This window comes from Pedobacter sp. NO84 (assembly GCF_059703915.1).
This window is the reverse complement of record NZ_AP046575.1, coordinates 879,141-896,821: the sequence shown is the minus strand read 5'-3', so window position 1 is coordinate 896,821 and position 17,681 is coordinate 879,141. Positions and strand designations below refer to the sequence as shown.

Genomic DNA, 17,681 nt, shown 5'->3' with positions numbered 1-17,681 from the left:
CTCTAGCGAAAAATCGTTAAACTGCCAGAAATTGCTTTACAACCATTATTAATGCTTAACATATAGTAATAGGTTCCAATGGCTAGTCGATGTCCATTTGCCATCCCATTAAAATCATTTTTATAATTAACAGATTCATAAACTTTTGCCCCGTTCCGATTAAATAAAGTGACGCTCATTTTTGGATAGGCCTCGGCACCGCTAATTACCCAGTTATCGTTTACCCCATCCCCATTGGGCGTAAACGAATTAGGAATTTGAACCGAACTATAACCAACCGTTATTTTCACCTCTTTCCTGGTGCTTTCGCAATTGCCAACATATTGAGTTACAAAATAACTTCTATCCCCGTTCACATTTACAGCAAACCTGCCCAATGCTTGTTCGTCTATTGGAACCTGACTATTGGGTGTGTCGTATAGTCTGTATCCATATTGTGGGGTAACATTCGCAACATTGAGCACAATATTTCCCGGCCCACAGATTTCTAAATTTTTTATGGATGGTTCTGCAATGGCGCGATCCTGGTTGGCAACCGTGTAACTAGCAGTGGTATGGCAGTTTACCCCATCCGTAATCGATAGTTGGTAAGTGCTTGCGGTTAGCCCTGTTAGTTCTAAATTTGTGCCCATAACTGTTCCCACGCTGTTAGTCCATTGATAGCCAAATGGCGTCTTACCTGTAACCAAGAGACCCGTTATCTTTCCCTCGCCTACGTTACAATGATCTGGAATAACTTGAACACCTGCATCGTCCAATGCCAATTCGGGCTCCCTGGCTACGCTGTAAGTTCCTATCAGTTTCTCACATTGATTGGCATCCGCTCCGTACAGCTGATAGGTTCCTTCACTTAGGTTGGTTAAGCTATTACCATTTGTACCAACGGTTTGGCCTGAGCTTAAGCTAAGCCAACGATAAGTAATTGGAAGTTGCCCATTAAAAGTTAGCGTAATTGAGCCATTGTTTAGGTTACAACTGGCATTAACCACCTGATTTTGTGGAGTACCATAATCGGTAGTATTCTGCACATCTGGAATTACGTATATTTTGCTTTTCTTATCGCAAGAGGCGTTATAGGCCACCAAATAATAGCTTCCGGCAGCTACATTATCCAGCACTGCGGTAGTTGTTGTGGCAACCAAGTTGTTCGAAATATCAAACCAATCGTAAGTAGTTGCTCCAGTAACCGTGACGCCCGTAATTCCTCCATTTTTATTGCCACATGTAGCTGGTTTTACTGATCCGATATCATTGAGCACAATTCCATTAATTTCTGCGATGGTAATGGCCGGTGTGCTTATCGATCCACATGTCGAGTTATCGCTCACTTCTAGTGTATAGCTACCTGCAGGTTGATTGGTTAAGTTTATCGTGTTGCCCACCTGCACACCTTGTGCGTTCTTCCATTTGTATACTAAATTTCCTGTTCCTGTAGCCGTTATGCCCGTAATGGCTCCTGTATTGTTTTTACAACTTGATGCCGTTACCACTAAGCCACTTTCATTTAAGTTCGGCCCGGAAGTGTTCTGTAAAACCACGGGGCCATAGGTTTCTACACAGCTATTATTGGCACTGCTAACCGAAAGCGTATAGCTTCCTGCTTTGATGTTAACCAGATCTAAACTTTGGCCAACTTCATTACTTCCAGCGTCTGTCCAACTATACTTAAGCACACCAACATTGCTTACAGTGGTTATTCCTTTAATTGAACCACTTGGATTTCCGCAAGATGGATTTACTCTGACTACATTTGCAGCATTTAATGTAAAGCTTTTGCGTACCTCAAAAAAGGAAGTTTCTGTATTGCAGTCGCCCCCATAAGCCTTTAATTTATATTTTCCTGGAGGAACGTTAAGCAAGTCGGCAGTATTACCAACCACATTACCTTGCTCATCAAACCATTGCACATTGGAAGCGTTTGAAGGTACCGCCCCTGTTATAGAGCCGGTATTTGTGCATGTATAGGAAATTTTAATATTGCTTACATCAATCAATACACGAGTAAACTCGGAAGTAAAATTATCTAGTGTGGCAGAAGCAATTACTGTTCTCGGATTAATGGGCCCATCGTATTGCCAATTACCTGCGGCATCACTAGTGGTACTTCCAAAGTAAGTTTCTGGCGAGCAAGTACCACACGCATCGCTATAAAACAGCTCGATCGTAGCGTTCGGCGTTGACGTCCCCTTAATAAATGTTGTTGAGAAGCCTGAGATTTTTACAAAGGGGTAAGGTCGTGTACCAAAGGTGTCAAATATCATGGGGTAGGCCCCGACCGTACAAAAAAAACTATTTTTACTGACTATAGCCTTAGAAAAGGGCCAAATTTGCACTGGTTTGCAATTGGCGATGTAATTGGCGTCTTCGGTGGCTCCTCCAATTAATACATTATCTGCCCAATACACAAAAATTCCCGTAGGCAGGGGCAATTTTATATTCAACGTCCTGTCTGTTCCAACATAATTGCGTTTAATATTTACTTGATAGCCATTATTTAAAATATTAATTCCATAGCCATTGCTTGTTATCACATTATCTTCAATGTCGACCAGATTTTTCCCGCCAGGGTTAACTGTAGACATGTTTAGACCAGTTGAGCCGGCAATTTTCTGGGTTCCCGCCAGGTTGGTCCCGATTTTATTGTACCTTATCTTAATTGTAGCAGGAAGCGTGTATATATTATCGTTAGGATTGTTATTAGTTAAGGTGTTAGCCTGGTAAATCGACAATCCTTTTGGAAACAAATTGCCTTCATTTAAATTGCCACCGATATTTACTTGTCCGTAGGTAAATGCGATTCCTGTTTCTCTTGCCACGAGGGCAGAAAGAGTAATTCCATCGGCTTCAATACCCACAAAATTCCCTTTTAGGGTTAGGTTTTCTCCGTAGTATTGAATTTGTCCTCCAGTTAAATGAACGTTAATCCCAATATCATAATTAAATCCACTGATTACGTTTCCTTTTCCTGCAGCACCAATGGTGATGTTTTTACTGCTCCTTATTGCAATGCCCTGCCAATAATTGCTATTGGCATTGCCGGGATAGGGCCTTATATTCTTGATGTAAAGCCCAAAAATGGCCACATCTTGTACCTGCACCAAAGCTAACCCATAAAATGTAGGTTGGGCATCAAAATTGGGAAGCAATTGAACACGTGCCGTACTTAGCCCAAACACAGTTCCTGGCTGGGTAGAGGCATCGATGGTTATATTTGAGGTTACATCTGGGAGCTGACTTAGCAAGGTAATTGTCCTACCGGCTTCACTCAAATCAGGTAAATTAAAATTGATAACATCTGCATCCGTAGTACCGTTTGCAGCAGCTAATGTTAGTGCTTCACGTAAAGTTCCTGTTCCAGCATCCGCATTGGTGGTTACTGTAAAAACACTAGCACTAGCCCATAACGCCAGTAGCTGAAATAAAATAAGAAGCGAGATACGTTTAATAATCTTAGGCATTAATAAAGGATGTGATAGCTAACATACGAAATAGCGGAAACAATTTTCATTTTTACACCATCTTAGATATGTACGAACATTTTAGTAGAATTTTTAGTTTTTTAACCACCTAAGGGTGCTTAGAAACCTAAGAAATAAAATAGCTTATTCTTAGCATACTTAGGTTTCTGAGGTGGTGAAAAAATGTTTAACCACCTAAGGATGCTTAGAAACCTAAGAAATAAACTTAGCTCATTCTTAGCATACTTAGGTTTCTGAGGTGGTGAAAAATAATTAAACCCATTTAATCTCCTGACAAAGTTCAATAAGCACCCCATTCGTATCCTTCGGGTGCACAAAACAAACCATCTTATTATCCGCCCCTTTTTTAGGCGATTCGCTGAGGAGTACAAACCCTTCTTTGTGCAAACGTTCCATTTCTTCGATAATGTCATCCACCAAGAAAGCAATGTGGTGGATCCCCTCTCCTTTTCGCTCTATAAATTTCGCGATCGGACTGTCTGGTGAAGTGGCTTCAAGCAATTCAACTTTGTTTTCGCCAGTCTTAAAAAAAGCTGTTGAAACATATTCTGAGGCTACTTGCTCGGTTTTATAACAATCCGTATTGAGCAAGCGTTGATAAATATCTATCGAGTTGTTGAGATTTTTTACGGCAATGCCAATATGTTCTATCTTATTCATGGGGTAAAAGGTTATAGTAATGTAAAAATGCGTGTTTTATCTGTAGGTTCATAGGTATTATCTATAATTGTTAGGGATTTTTTTTCTTATCTTTGTGAAAGCGTAGAGCGCAGGGCGTGGAGCGGTAAGCGTGCAGAACGCCAAACGCATCACGCCAAACAAAAAGTTAACCAGTCTCCGCAGGAGATTATAAAAAGTAACTATCGTAATGGAACTTCCAATTTACTTAGATAATAATGCCACCACACCACTTGATCCTCGAGTGTTAGAAGCTATGTTGCCGTATTTTACCAGCAAATTTGGTAATGCAGCGAGCCGAAATCATGCTTTTGGATGGGTAGCTGAAGAAGGTGTAGACTACGCCCGTGAGCAAGTGGCGAAATTAATTGGTTGTACAGAAAAAGAAATCATTTTTACCTCTGGCGCTACAGAAGCTGATAATTTAGGAATTAAAGGCGTTTATGAAATGTATGCAGAAAAAGGTAATCACATTATAACAGCCACTACAGAACATAAAGCCGTTTTAGATACCTGCAAGCACTTAGAAAAACAGGGAGCAAAAGTTACTTATCTAAAGGTTAAAGAAGATGGTCTGATAGATCTTGCTGAGCTTAAAGCTGCGCTTACTCCCCAAACCATCTTGGTTTGTATCATGTATGGCAACAACGAGATTGGCGTAGTACAGCCTGTCAAAGAAATTGCTGCACTTGCGCACGCTCATGGTGCATTGTTTATGACAGATGCTACACAGGCAGTTGGTAAAATTCCTGTTGATGTAAATGCTGATGGAATTGATCTAATGGCTTTTAGTGCACACAAAATGTATGGTCCGAAAGGCGTTGGTGCTCTTTACGTTCGTAGAAAAAACCCTAGGGTTAAAGTTACTTCGCAAATGGATGGCGGCGGTCACGAACGTGGCATGCGCTCTGGCACCTTAAACGTACCAGGAATTGTAGGTTTAGGTAAAGCTTGCGAACTATGTCGTTTAGAGATGGATGAAGAAGCTATTCGTTTATCCGCATTGCGTGATAAATTGGAAGCTGCCTTAACTACCATGGAAGAAAGTTATGTAAATGGTAACCGCGAACACCGCTTACCACATGTAGCCAATATTTCTTTCAAATATGTAGAAGGTGAGGGATTGATGATGGCGATGAAAGATTTGGCCGTATCTTCTGGATCAGCTTGTACATCAGCTTCGCTAGAACCAAGTTATGTGTTAAAAAGTTTAGGTCTATCTGATGATTTGGCACACTCTTCGATCCGCTTTGGATTAGGAAGATTTACTACCGAAGAAGAAGTAGATTATGCAATAGAAAATACCAAAAAAGCGGTTAACCATTTAAGAGACCTATCTCCCCTTTGGGAAATGTTTAAGGATGGTATCGATTTGAGTAAGATTGAGTGGGCAGAGCACTAGGCGCTAAGCGTAAGGCGTTTTGCGATAGGCGTTCAGATCGCCAAACACTTAACGCCAGACGCGAAACAAATTAAATGAATTCATCTCCTTAGGAGATTTAAATAAACAAAGAAATGGCATATTCAGAAAAAGTAATGGAACACTATACCAACCCTCGTAATGTTGGTACATTAAATAAAGACAGCAAATCTGTTGGTACAGGTTTAGTTGGTGCGCCTGAGTGTGGCGATGTGATGCGTTTGCAGATTGAAGTAAACGATCAAAATATTATTACTGATGCTAAATTTAAAACATTTGGTTGCGGTTCGGCAATTGCTTCTTCATCTTTAGCTACAGAATGGCTAAAAGGAAAATCAATTGATGAGGCCTTAACCATTGATAATATGGACATTGTTGAAGAGCTGGCCTTACCGCCGGTTAAAATCCACTGTTCTGTATTAGCAGAAGATGCAATTAAATCAGCTATTAACGATTATAGAGTTAAAAATGGTTTAGAGGCATTCGAATTGGCGAAATCGCACCACTAAACGATAAGCGGAGGGCGATAAGCGTTAAGCGAGCAAAACGCCAAACGCCAAACGCCTAACAAATTACGACTATGATAACTATTACCGACAAAGCAAAAAGCAAAATAGATCACCTGATGCAGGATTCGCAACTGGGTTCTGACTATTTTTTACGGGTTTCTGTAAAAGGTGGAGGTTGCTCTGGTTTATCATATAATTTAGATTTTGATAACGAGGAGAAAAAAGGGGATCAGTTTTTCGAAGATCGTGGCATTAAAATAGCCCTAGATATGAAATCTTTCCTTTACCTAGCGGGCACTGAACTAGATTTTACCGATGGCCTAAATGGCAAAGGTTTTGCTTTTAATAATCCAAACGCCAGTCGCTCTTGTGGCTGTGGCGAAAGTTTTTCTGTTTAATTTTACCGGTCTGTATTTAAATCCCGACCAACAAGAAGTCTCGCAATATGCGGGACTTTTTTTGTTAAACCACCTAAGGTTGCTAAGAAAGCTAAGACAATACCTTAGAAAAAACCCTAGTTGGTATTTTTTGGAGCGCGGCGCATAATTTTACCATCTAAGGCATCTTAGAAACATCTAAGATTTAGATACGCTAAGATGTAACTTAGATGTCTAAGATGGTGAAAAAAAATATATGCCATGCCCTTAGGTTTCTAAGCCGCCTAAGGTGGTGAAAATTCAAATGAATCTACGTGGTGAAATTTTTCTTATTTTTGTACCTTGCAATCAAAACACCAAATATTAGCTCATGGTATCATTTAATGAATTTTCTACAGTCCCGAGTTTATTGCGCAACGTAGTAGAAAACATCCATAAACCAGAAGAAACATTCTTAATTCATAAAAAAGGATCCACTTGGGAGGAAATTTCCTTTGCGGCTACCTTGCTAAAGGCTGATTCGATATCGGCCTTCTTTCTGGAAAAAGGAATTGCCAAGGGCGATAGATTGGGATTAATGATCGAAAATTCTCCAGAATATGTGTATTTCGATCAGGGTATCCAGCAGATTGGCGTAATCAACACTTCCATCTACCCTACCCTTTCAGAACATGAAGTTGAATATATCATCAACGATTCGGGCATTAAAGCTTTACTGGTAGGCAATCCCTTTCTCCTAAAGAAAATCTTAAAGATCGCAGCCGGTTGTCAAGAACTGAAATATATCATCCCAGCATTTGAGGGTTACGAAAAAGTTGCTGTTCCTGCGGGTTTGGCTATTGAAATTATTCCTTTTTCAACTTTGTTAGAAAAAACGGTAAGTGCTGAGGAACAACATGCCATTAATCAGCGCCGGAGAGAAGTTTTACCAAGTGATATTTCCTCCTTAATTTATACCTCCGGCACCACGGGAACGCCCAAAGGAGTGGTATTAACGCATAATAACTTTGTTAAAAATGTAGAAGTATGTTTACAACAGATCCCTGTGATTGATGAAACTGAAACTTTTCTTTCATTTTTACCCTTATCACATGTTTTTGAACGTACCGCAACCTATCATGTTTGCTGTGCACAAGGTTGTAAAATGGCCTTTGCACAGAGCTTAGAATTATTGGCCAAAAATATGGGCGAAGTTAGGCCTACGGTAATGTCTTGCGTACCGAGGTTGTTAGAACGGATCCACGACAAAGCGATCAAATCTGGAACAGCGGAGGGCGGATTAAAAGCGAAAATATTTACCTGGGCAGTAGAAACGGGTAAAAATTATCGCCATGCGAAAGAAGCAGGTAAAAATCCTGGTTTGATCCTGGCGGGAAAAAAGGCAGTGGCCGAAAAATTAGTGTTTAGTAAAATTAAAGAAAAAACCGGGGGAAGGTTAAAATTCATGCTTTCGGGCGGAGCCGCGCTTCCACGCAATGTGGGCGAGTTTTTTGGGGACCTCGGCATTAAAGTCCTTGAGGGTTTTGGCCTAACAGAAACTTCGCCCGTGATGTCGGTAACTGAATATCACCGTCAGGTTTATGGTACCGTGGGGAGGGTTATACCGGGTATCGAGGTCGGGATCCAAGATGTAGAAACCAAGGAGATGATCAACATTCAGACCCACGATACATTTAACGAAGATTTTGAATGTGCCGAAGGCGAAGTGATCGTACGTGGGCATTGCGTAATGAAAGGCTATTTTAACAAGCCCGCCGAAACCGCTGAAGCCATAGATCGGGATAGATGGTTCCATACTGGTGATATTGGTCGTTTTTACAAAGGCAACCTGCAAATTACCGATCGTTTAAAAAACATGATCGTGAATGCGTACGGCAAAAACGTATACCCCACCCCAGTAGAAAACATCTATTTGAAAAGTCCAAAGATCGACCAGTTGTTTTTAATTGGCGATAAACGAGAGTATATCACGGCGATTATTATTCCTAACAAAGAAACTCTACAAGAAACATTCAACCTTAAGGAATCTTTCTTTCAAGAAGGCGATAATTTTATAGAAAATCAGGAGATTAAAGACTGGTTTGAAAAAGACATCAAAAAAATATCAAATGAACTGGCCAAGTTCGAGCGGATTAAAAACTTCAAGATCAAGCGCAATCCGTTTAGCATCGATGATGGCGAAATTACCCCTACCCTTAAGGTTAAACGCCGGGTAGTAGAAAAGAAATACGCGGACGCGATTGATGCGATGTATTTGGATGGGGTTGAGGCGGAGTAGGTTCTTATGCCTTAACCACCTAAGGATGCTTAGAAAGCTAAGAACTTCAACGTACTTAGCAGGAGAATAGACAAAACATTTAATTTCTAAAAGATTTTAAACTAAGGAGAACTCAGGTGTCTTAGGTGGTGAAAATTCATTACTTTTGCAAAAAATACTATAAATGAGTACAGGATTATCAGAACAGGAAATTTTACGTCGCGATTCATTAAAACAATTGCGTGCGCTAGGCATCAATCCCTATCCTGCAGAAGCATATGAAATTAATGCTAATGCAGCAGACATTTTAGCTAATTACGAAAAAGATAAGACGGCCTACAAAACCATCAGCATTGCTGGAAGGATAATGGGCCGTAATATTATGGGAGCTGCTTCATTTGCCGAGCTACAAGACGCAACGGGCCGCATCCAAATCTATTTGAAACGTGATGAGCTTTGCCCTGGAGAAGATAAGACCTTATACAACACCGTATTCAAAAAATTATTGGATATCGGCGATTTTATTGGTATTGAAGGCTATGTATTTACTACCCAAACTGGAGAAATCTCCATTCATGTAACCAAGTTCACTGTGTTGAGCAAATCTTTGCGCCCCTTACCTATCGTAAAACGTGATGATGAGGGTAATGTTTACGACGGTTTTACGAATCCGGAGCTCCGTTACCGCATGCGCTATGTAGATTTAACGGTTAATCCTGATTACAAGCAGATTTTTATTAATAGATCTAAGGTAATTAATACCATGCGGAACTACTTCGATAGTCAGGGCTGGATGGAAGTTGAAACACCGATCTTACAAGCGGTTCACGGTGGCGCGGCTGCCCGTCCGTTTGCAACGCATCACAATACCTTAGATATGCCCTTGTTTCTTCGCATTGCGAATGAGCTATATCTAAAAAGATTAATTGTAGCTGGTTTTGATGGGGTTTACGAATTTGGTAAAATGTTCAGGAACGAAGGAATGGACCGTACCCATAATCCAGAATTTACGGCAATGGAAATCTATGTAGCCTATAAAGACTACATTTGGATGATGGGCATGGTAGAAGAATGCCTGGAAAAAATTGCAGTAACCATCCATAGTACTCCACTAGTTAAAGTTGGAGAACATGAAATTAATTTTGCTGGTCCGTACGAGAAATTAACGATGTACGAATCAATCCAAAAATACACTGGAATTGATGTTTCTGCCATGAGCGAAGAGGAGATCAAAAACACATGTAAAAGTTTAAACATAGAGATTGATGACTCCATGGGTCGCGGCAAACTGATCGATGAATTATTTAGCGAAAAAGTAGAAGCTAACCTGATCCAACCTACTTATATTACCGATTATCCACTGGAGATGACCCCGTTAGCCAAAAAACATCGCAGTAAAGAAGGTTTGGTAGAGCGTTTCGAACTATTTGTGAATGGTAAAGAAATCGCGAATGCCTATTCAGAATTAAATGATCCTATTGATCAGAAAGAACGTTTCGAAGATCAATTGAAGTTGGCAGACAGAGGGGATGAAGAGGCAATGGCCATGGATGATGATTTTGTACGTGCCTTAGAATATGGAATGCCGCCAACTTCTGGTTTAGGCATTGGGATAGATCGTTTGGTAATGTTAATGACTAACCAATCAACTATCCAAGAGGTATTGTTCTTCCCGCAGATGCGTGCCGAGAAAAAACAAAAGATAACTACGGATCAGGATTTTGTAAATGCAGGCGTTGCCGAAGAATGGGTTCAGGTAATCCGCAAGATGGGTTTCAATACGGTTGAAGACCTGAAGGCAGGAAACCCCAACAAGGTATTTAATGATTTGGGTGGGATGAGGAAAAAATTGAAGTTAGAATTAACTATGCCGAGCAAGGAAGAGGTAACGGCGTGGTTTAAGTCATCGGATGACTTGCCAAACGCTTAGCGCCGATCGCTATGCTTAGCACTTAACAAAAAGATAACATAACCATAAAGGCCAATCGTACACAAATACGGTTGGCCTTTTTTAATTTAGTGATCGGGCGACTAAAAGTCATCCGATTACCAATTATGAATAGTACGAGTTTAGAAATCACCGAAAAAGAATACTGCATCAAACTGAGCAAAGATGTATTCAAGCTATCACTGGTTCACCAATTGATAAAGCGTATCCAAGCAGAAGAGTTGTTTTTTAACCGGAAGAACGAAAATTGTGATGAAGATTTTGCAAGCAGAACTTCCTCAGAATACGAGGAAAATTTCGATTGTTTGGGGGATAAGTAATCTCGGAGTCCGGGAGTCGGAAAGTCCGAGAGTCCGAAGATTGAAGATACATTATCCGCAAATCTGGCGTTAATTATTGATACTATATAAACCTCCGACTTTCGGACTCTTAGATAAATTTCCCTCTAGCGAGAATACCTTACCTGCTGCTTATCCATCATTACCATTTGATCTTTCATTTGTTTGATCTGATCAGCCAGCAATTTATTTTTATCCGCTTTTTTAGCTTCGGTTAGGTACATTTGGGCTTCTCTTTTGTTCCGTTTGCCCATCGCAATTCCGGCTAAGCTTAATTTTGCTAATGCAACATTATGGTCCATATGCAGGCCTAAATTTAACGCTGCTTTGAAATATTTTTCTGATTTCATAGGAGCTTTTCTTGATTCGATTAAACCAATAAGCAAATTATAATAGCCGTGTTGAACGCGATTTAACTCTTTTTCGTAGTTTTTGATCCTGCCAATAAATTGTTCGGCCTTAGGCATATTATCCTTGCGTAAAAACCACTGGGTAATAAGCATATTCTCATTGTAGAAAAAAGTAATGAAGACGAAAATACTCAAAAACACGAGCAGTATCCCCCATCCCCAAAAACCGAAAATAAAAAGTGCAACTGCCGCACCCACAAAAGCAAAACCTATAATGAGACGTATAAAATTTGGCATAGAAATATAATATTTGTGCAAATATCGGTTTTAAATACCAAAAAATAGATTTAAAATTTATAATTTTATCTAATTAATTTATGATACTTCATGTTGAATTGATAAGTTAAACCCTATCGTTTTAACAAAAAATCGTACTAAATAATGGCAAGGCAAATGTTTTTAAACCATTGATGCTCTTATTAGTCTTAACCTAAACAATTTACCTAAATGAGAAATATATTAACCTTTATTATTCTATTATTTGCCATGAACGCAGGCGCACAAGAGCTAGACAAAAAAATTGAGGATCCGAACAGGCACAAACAAGTAATGATTAATGTATGCTCTAGAGAAGGGATTACTTCTTTTGCCGAATTCAAAGAAAGTTACGACCCTAATTATGCTTCCTATGTTCCTGATTCGACCTTACTTAAAAGTTTATCCAAAGCTTTAAAAGGGAAACAGATTACAATCGTACTTGGTACTTGGTGCGGTGACAGTAAATTTCAGGTTCCACACTTTTTAAAAATAATGGATGCCCTGAAAATCGAAGAGAATAAAATTAAGATTATTGCGGTTGATGGCACAAAACATGCCGAGAACGGGCTGATTGATAACCTTAAAATCACGAATGTACCCACCTTTATCTTCAATGATAAAAATGGAACTGAAGTAGCCAGAATAACTGAACATCCTACAGAAACACTTGAAAAAGATATGCTTAAGCTATTAACGGCAACATCGTTGAGCAAAAGCAAATAAGATGGCGGCACTAGAACCAGGCTGGTTAACGGTATTGGGCAGTGAGCTCGAAAAACCTTATATGAAAGAACTGAAATCCTTTTTGCTCGAAGAGAAGCAGAAAGGATTTACTGTTTATCCCAAAAACGCAGAGATCTTTAACGCATTCAATCACACCCCTTTTGATGAGGTTAAAGTGGTTATTCTAGGTCAGGATCCTTACCACGGTCAAGGTCAGGCCCACGGACTTTCGTTTTCGGTGCAAAAAGGGATCACTATCCCCCCCTCTTTAAAAAACATGTACAAAGAATTAGCCGAAGAATTTACCGATTTTAAAATGCCCTCACATGGTAACCTAACTTCTTGGGCAGATCAAGGTGTACTGTTATTAAATGCTACTCTTACGGTGCGTGCGCATGAGGCAGGCTCTCACCAAAACAAAGGCTGGGAGCAATTTACTGATCATGTAATCGCTACCCTGTCTGAAAAGAAAAAAGGAATAGTATTTCTACTTTGGGGCAGATACGCACAGCAGAAAGAAAGTTTAATCGATACAAACAAACATTTCGTGCTAAAAGCAGCCCACCCCTCACCCTTTTCGGCCTATAATGGTTTCTTTGGAAGCAACCACTTTAAAAAAACGAATGAAATCTTGGAGAAAGAAGGGTTGGGGAAGATTGATTGGCAAATCCCGGGGTAAGCTCAGTGTTTTCACCACCTGAGAAAGCTAAGAAACCTAAGCTAAAAGTTAAAGCAGACAGATAATATTCCCCATCTAAAAAAATTTTAATCCTTCTAAACGGTCAAAATATCGCTTTTACTGAACATTTTATTCGTATAAAGTACAAATTATCACAAATTCGTTTTTGAAGAGGTGTAGTGCTAAATTTAAAAATGATCAACAAAAGTTTTATTGATAATTAGAATATCAAATCACCGGAGCATGTATAGAAGTCCATAAAAAATTAGGGCCTGGGTTGTTAGAGAGTACATACCAAAAATGCTTGAAGAAAGAACTTGAAATACGAGGAATAAATTTTGTTGCCGAAAAGATAATTCCTCTAAATTATAAGGGAATTATTTTAAACAGCGATTTAAGAGCAGATTTTTATGTGGAAAATTGCATTATTCTAGAAATTAAAGCAGTAGAATGTTTGCTTCCTGTTCATGAGGCTCAAGTATTAACTTATATGAAAATGTTGAATGCACCTAAAGGTTTATTGATAAACTTTAATTGCACGAATATCGTTCAACATGGGAAAAAACCCTTAGTGAATGAATTCTTCTATCTTCTAAAATAACTTTAGCTTATTCTAAGGTTTCTAAGCATCCTAAGGTGGTGAATCAATTAATACGCTAACGGCACAATAGGCTCTTTCTTCGTAGTAGACATAATCATCATCGTTTGAAATGTTTTAACCACAGAAATCTTGCTGATCTTATCCATGATTAAACGCTCGTAAGATTTGATGTCATTTACGTAAACTTTTAATAGAAAGTCGGCCTGGCCAGTTACATGATGGCACTCGGTGATTTCTTTGATCTGGTTCACTTCGTCCAAAAAGATCTGAATAGTATTGTTTTTATGAAAGTCTAATTGAACCTGAATAAATGTCTTTATTCCTAAACCCAACTTCTCCTCATCAACCAAGGCATGGTAACTTTTAATGTAACCAGACATCTCCAATTTACGTACCCTCTCTAAGGTTGGGGCGGGCGATAAGCCAATCTCCTGGGATAAAAGCAAGTTGGTTATCCTACCATTTTCTTGTAATAGTTTGAGAATTTTAAAATCAATTTTATCTAGTTCTGCAGCCATAGTGTTGATGATTGTTCCCAAAGGTAGCATACTGAGTGCTCTTTGCCAAATATAATTCTACAAAATAGAACTAAAAATACTTTTTATTTTACAAAATAATTTTTAGATTTGTCTAAATTTAAAATTAGACCAACAAAAATGCAATCTTATACAGAGGAGAATTACCTAAAAATAATTTATCATTTATCTGAAGTAAGCAATCCCGTTCAAACTAACGCAATTGCAGAGCGCATTCAAACCAAAGCGGCTTCGGTAACTGATATGCTAAAAAAGCTTTCAGACAAAGAACTTGTTGATTATGTAAAGTATCAAGGGGTTACTTTAACAGAAAAAGGAAAACTATCAGCAATTAATATTGTTAGGAAGCATCGTTTATGGGAAGTTTTTTTGGTAGAAAAACTCAATTTCAAATGGGATGAGGTGCATGATGTAGCGGAGGAGTTGGAGCATATAAAATCAACTCTTTTGGTTGAGCGACTGGACGAGTTTTTAGACTTCCCAAAGGTTGATCCTCACGGAGATCTTATTCCCGACCAATATGGAAATTTTGCTAACCTCTCTTTTGTGAAGCTAAGTAAGCTTAAGGTTAAGGATAAAGGAACGATTACAGGGGTTAGCGAGCACTCCTCTCCCTTTTTAAAGCACTTGGAGCGATTGGGTCTAACATTGGGCAAAAAAATAATCATAGCAGAAATCATCGATTTTGATGGTTCGGTCGAATTATTAATCGACGAAAAAAGAGTAAATATTAGTAGAGAAGTTGCCACACACATTTTAATAAGCAAGTAAAACATGGAAAAACAATCACTTAGTGAGGTTCATAAAAGCATTGCAACAGATAAACGAAAGGGTTGGAAAAGAATCTTAGCCTTTATCGGCCCTGCTTATTTGGTAAGTGTGGGTTACATGGATCCAGGAAACTGGGCTACGGATATTGCCGGGGGAAGTAAATTTGGATATCAGCTGATCTGGATTTTATTAATGTCGAACCTCATTGCGCTTTTATTGCAATCGCTAAGTGCCCGATTAGGTATTGTTAGAGGTCTTGATCTGGCACAAGCATCTAGAAATGCATATCCAAAATGGGTAAATTTTCCGTTATTTATTTTGGCGCAAACAGCTATCGTTGCTTGCGATCTGGCCGAAATTATCGGAATGGCGATTGGTTTAAATCTGCTATTTGGATTGCCATTGATCTGGGGAATTTCAATTACCATATTTGATACCGTATTGCTTTTGTTCCTGCTTAATAAAGGGATGCGCAAAATGGAGGCATTTATTGTTTCGATGGTGTTTATTGTTGGAATAGCTTTTTTGGCCGAAATGTTTATCGTGCAACCCGTATTTCATGAAGTAATCAGGGGTTTTGAACCTTCCATGTTATCTGGAGAGGCACTGTATATTGCTATTGGTATTATCGGGGCTACCGTGATGCCGCATAACCTTTACCTCCACTCGTCTTTAGTGCAGACCAGAAAATTTGATCGGGATAAAAAAGGGATTCTTGAAGCTATTAAATTTAACTTTATCGATACTGCAGTGGCACTAAACCTTGCCTTCTTTGTTAATGCAGCTATATTAATACTCGCTGCTGCTGCATTTTTTAAAAATGGATTTCATGAAGTTGCCGAAATACAGGATGCTTACCGGCTACTCACTAACATTTTCGGAGATATTGCACCAAAACTATTTGCAATAGCGCTGATTGCTGCCGGACAAAGTTCTACGGTAACCGGCACATTAGCCGGACAGATCATTATGGAGGGGCATTTAAATTTAAGGATCCAGCCATGGCTACGACGGTTACTTACGCGTTTGCTCGCAATAATTCCTGCATTTTGTACCATTTTGTTTTTTGGGGGCGAAGGCGCTCTAGGAGGTTTACTGATATTAAGTCAGGTGGTGTTAAGTTTACAGCTTGGGTTTGCCATCATTCCCTTAATCCATCTTACCTCTGATAAAAAAGAGATGAAAGATTTCACCATTAAAACATGGGTAAAGGTATTAGCATGGATGAGTGCGGTAGTTATAATAAGCTTAAATATCAAATTGGTAGTGGAAGAAATTACAGGTTGGATGGCTACCTCAAATGGCTGGTATATTTATGTAATTGCTATCCCTTTGGCGATTTTAGTCGCTCTATTATTGTTGTACATCTTTGTTTATCCTTTAATAAACAGGAAACAACGTGTTGGAAATGTACCCCATGGAAATGCGCTAGCCATAGAAAACGTAGAAAAAATCAATTACAAGAAAATTGGCATAACTGTAGACTTCTCTAAGAACGATCGCAATACGATCCGCCATGCCCTGATACAGGGAGGAAAAGAAGCCCACTATTACCTGATCCATGTGGTAGAAACTGCTGTAGCTCGTTACCATGGCAAAACGGCAATGGACCATGAGACGCAAACAGACACTGAAAATCTTGAAAAATATAAATTCAATCTATTGGATCTAGGCTACGAATCATCAGCTCATATAGGATTTGGCGGTACCGCAAAAGCTATAGCGGATATCACCAAACAAAATGATATTGAACTTTTGGTGATGGGTGCTCACGGTCATAAAGGCATAAAAGACTTGGTGTTTGGCACCACAGTTGATTCAGTAAGACATAAAGTAACCATCCCGGTTTTAATTGTAAGATAACATGAGAAAAATAATATGTTTTACCCTATTAATTATAGTTATACAGAGTGAAGTTTTTGCCCAAACCGAGAAGAAATATAACTTATTTAATCCTGTACCCAGAGAAAAAATGAGGGATATGAGTACGGATAGGCCTGATATAACTGAAAGTCCAAACTCTGTAGATGCCGGGCATTTCCAACTAGAAACAGACCTATTTAAAACTTCAAGCAATAAAAGCAATGGCATTACCACAGTTGAAAACAATTTTAACCTCGCTAATTTAAAATTGGGATTAGCTAAAAATGTAGACGTCCAATTAGTTGTTGGAAGCTATGTAAACCAATATGATAAAGATGTTGACGGGAATAAATTTGATGAAACGACTGGTTTTGGCGATTTAACTTTAAGATTAAAGTATAATCTGTGGGGAAATGATGGGGGCAAAACGGCATTCGCCATAATGCCCTATGTAGATTTTCCAACAAGTAAAGATAAAGATTACACTGAAGGAGGAATTGTTTTTCCTTTTAGTTTAGAATTAGGGAATAAATTTAACCTGGGTACCCAAGTGCAATTTGATCTGCTTAAATCGACCACAAGATCAGGTTATCATGGGAGTATACTTCAATCCTTGGTAATTGGGAAGGAATTAACCGATAAATTAGAAACTTTTGCCGAAAGTTTCTATGAGTATGATTTTGAAGAAAAAAAAGCTCAGGTTTCAGTTAACGGGGGATTTGGTTATTCGGTAACGCCAAACGTAAAATTTGATGTTGGTTTTAATCTGGGCCTTACCAAAAACACAGATAAAGTATATTTTATCGGCTTTTCTTTCAGATATTAGCAATTATT

The 17,681-nt window shown here is 39.0% G+C and carries 16 protein-coding genes; 12 read left to right on the top strand and 4 right to left on the bottom strand.

The annotated features are described in order from the left end of the window. Positions 1-2: 2 nt before the first annotated feature. Together AC6H0V_RS03980 and mce are read right to left on the bottom strand one after the other, a co-directional pair. Entirely contained in the window at positions 3-3,458 is a 3,456-nt protein-coding gene (locus AC6H0V_RS03980; RefSeq protein ID WP_497562415.1) for a T9SS type B sorting domain-containing protein, read from the bottom strand. A gap of 273 nt (positions 3,459-3,731) precedes the next feature. After that, on the bottom strand, positions 3,732-4,139 hold the full coding sequence (gene mce, locus AC6H0V_RS03975) for a methylmalonyl-CoA epimerase (protein ID WP_497562414.1): 408 nt from the start codon (positions 4,137-4,139) through the stop codon (positions 3,732-3,734). Positions 4,140-4,347: 208 nt separating this feature from the next. Here mce and AC6H0V_RS03970 point away from each other — a divergent pair, with 208 nt between their 5' ends. The 6 genes from AC6H0V_RS03970 (at position 4,348) to AC6H0V_RS03945 (ending at position 10,988) form a co-directional block, all read left to right on the top strand. After that, entirely contained in the window at positions 4,348-5,559 is a 1,212-nt protein-coding gene (locus AC6H0V_RS03970) for an IscS subfamily cysteine desulfurase (RefSeq protein ID WP_497562413.1), read from the top strand. A 113-nt stretch (positions 5,560-5,672) separates the two neighbouring features. Further along, positions 5,673-6,086 carry a Fe-S cluster assembly scaffold IscU gene (gene iscU / locus AC6H0V_RS03965; protein WP_497562412.1) on the top strand — a complete coding sequence of 138 codons (414 nt, stop codon included), beginning with the start codon at positions 5,673-5,675 and terminating at the stop codon, positions 6,084-6,086. Positions 6,087-6,157: 71 nt separating this feature from the next. Then, positions 6,158-6,484 carry a HesB/IscA family protein gene (locus AC6H0V_RS03960; RefSeq protein WP_497562411.1) on the top strand — a complete coding sequence of 109 codons (327 nt, stop codon included), beginning with the start codon at positions 6,158-6,160 and terminating at the stop codon, positions 6,482-6,484. A gap of 349 nt (positions 6,485-6,833) precedes the next feature. Beyond that, a complete protein-coding gene (locus AC6H0V_RS03955; RefSeq protein WP_497562410.1) occupies positions 6,834-8,741 on the top strand; it encodes an AMP-dependent synthetase/ligase in 1,908 nt (635 codons plus the stop codon). Between the two features lie 163 nt (positions 8,742-8,904). Continuing rightward, complete coding sequence (gene lysS, locus AC6H0V_RS03950; protein ID WP_497562409.1) at positions 8,905-10,650, top strand: lysine--tRNA ligase; 1,746 nt, start codon at positions 8,905-8,907, stop codon at positions 10,648-10,650. A 125-nt stretch (positions 10,651-10,775) separates the two neighbouring features. Then, positions 10,776-10,988 carry a hypothetical protein gene (locus tag AC6H0V_RS03945; protein ID WP_497562408.1) on the top strand — a complete coding sequence of 71 codons (213 nt, stop codon included), beginning with the start codon at positions 10,776-10,778 and terminating at the stop codon, positions 10,986-10,988. A gap of 125 nt (positions 10,989-11,113) precedes the next feature. Here AC6H0V_RS03945 and AC6H0V_RS03940 read toward each other — a convergent pair whose 3' ends face one another. Then, complete coding sequence (locus tag AC6H0V_RS03940) at positions 11,114-11,653, bottom strand: DUF2892 domain-containing protein (RefSeq protein ID WP_497562407.1); 540 nt, start codon at positions 11,651-11,653, stop codon at positions 11,114-11,116. Between the two features lie 210 nt (positions 11,654-11,863). On the opposite strand from AC6H0V_RS03940, the gene AC6H0V_RS03935 reads away from it, so the two are divergent. The 3 genes from AC6H0V_RS03935 (at position 11,864) to AC6H0V_RS03925 (ending at position 13,677) form a co-directional block, all read left to right on the top strand. Further along, a complete protein-coding gene (locus AC6H0V_RS03935; protein WP_497562406.1) occupies positions 11,864-12,397 on the top strand; it encodes a thioredoxin family protein in 534 nt (177 codons plus the stop codon). Position 12,398: 1 nt separating this feature from the next. Next, positions 12,399-13,076 (top strand): uracil-DNA glycosylase, encoded by a 678-nt coding sequence (ung, locus tag AC6H0V_RS03930; protein WP_497562405.1) that lies wholly within the window; start codon positions 12,399-12,401, stop codon positions 13,074-13,076. A 277-nt stretch (positions 13,077-13,353) separates the two neighbouring features. Then, positions 13,354-13,677, top strand: coding sequence for a GxxExxY protein (locus AC6H0V_RS03925; RefSeq protein WP_497562404.1), 324 nt, complete (start codon positions 13,354-13,356; stop codon positions 13,675-13,677). 47 nt (positions 13,678-13,724) lie between these two features. Here the strand turns inward: AC6H0V_RS03925 and AC6H0V_RS03920 are convergent, their stop codons facing one another. Continuing rightward, positions 13,725-14,195, bottom strand: coding sequence for an Lrp/AsnC family transcriptional regulator (locus AC6H0V_RS03920; RefSeq protein ID WP_497562403.1), 471 nt, complete (start codon positions 14,193-14,195; stop codon positions 13,725-13,727). A gap of 138 nt (positions 14,196-14,333) precedes the next feature. Here AC6H0V_RS03920 and AC6H0V_RS03915 point away from each other — a divergent pair, with 138 nt between their 5' ends. From AC6H0V_RS03915 to AC6H0V_RS03905, 3 genes are read left to right on the top strand one after another with little or no spacing between them, the layout of a single operon-like run. After that, positions 14,334-14,984 carry a metal-dependent transcriptional regulator gene (locus tag AC6H0V_RS03915; RefSeq protein ID WP_497562402.1) on the top strand — a complete coding sequence of 217 codons (651 nt, stop codon included), beginning with the start codon at positions 14,334-14,336 and terminating at the stop codon, positions 14,982-14,984. A gap of 3 nt (positions 14,985-14,987) precedes the next feature. Continuing rightward, the gene (locus AC6H0V_RS03910; RefSeq protein WP_497562401.1) at positions 14,988-16,847 is read left to right on the top strand and encodes an Nramp family divalent metal transporter; all 1,860 of its coding nucleotides are present in this window, start codon (positions 14,988-14,990) and stop codon (positions 16,845-16,847) included. A gap of 1 nt (position 16,848) precedes the next feature. Then, complete coding sequence (locus AC6H0V_RS03905; protein ID WP_497562400.1) at positions 16,849-17,673, top strand: transporter; 825 nt, start codon at positions 16,849-16,851, stop codon at positions 17,671-17,673. Positions 17,674-17,681 lie beyond the last annotated feature (8 nt).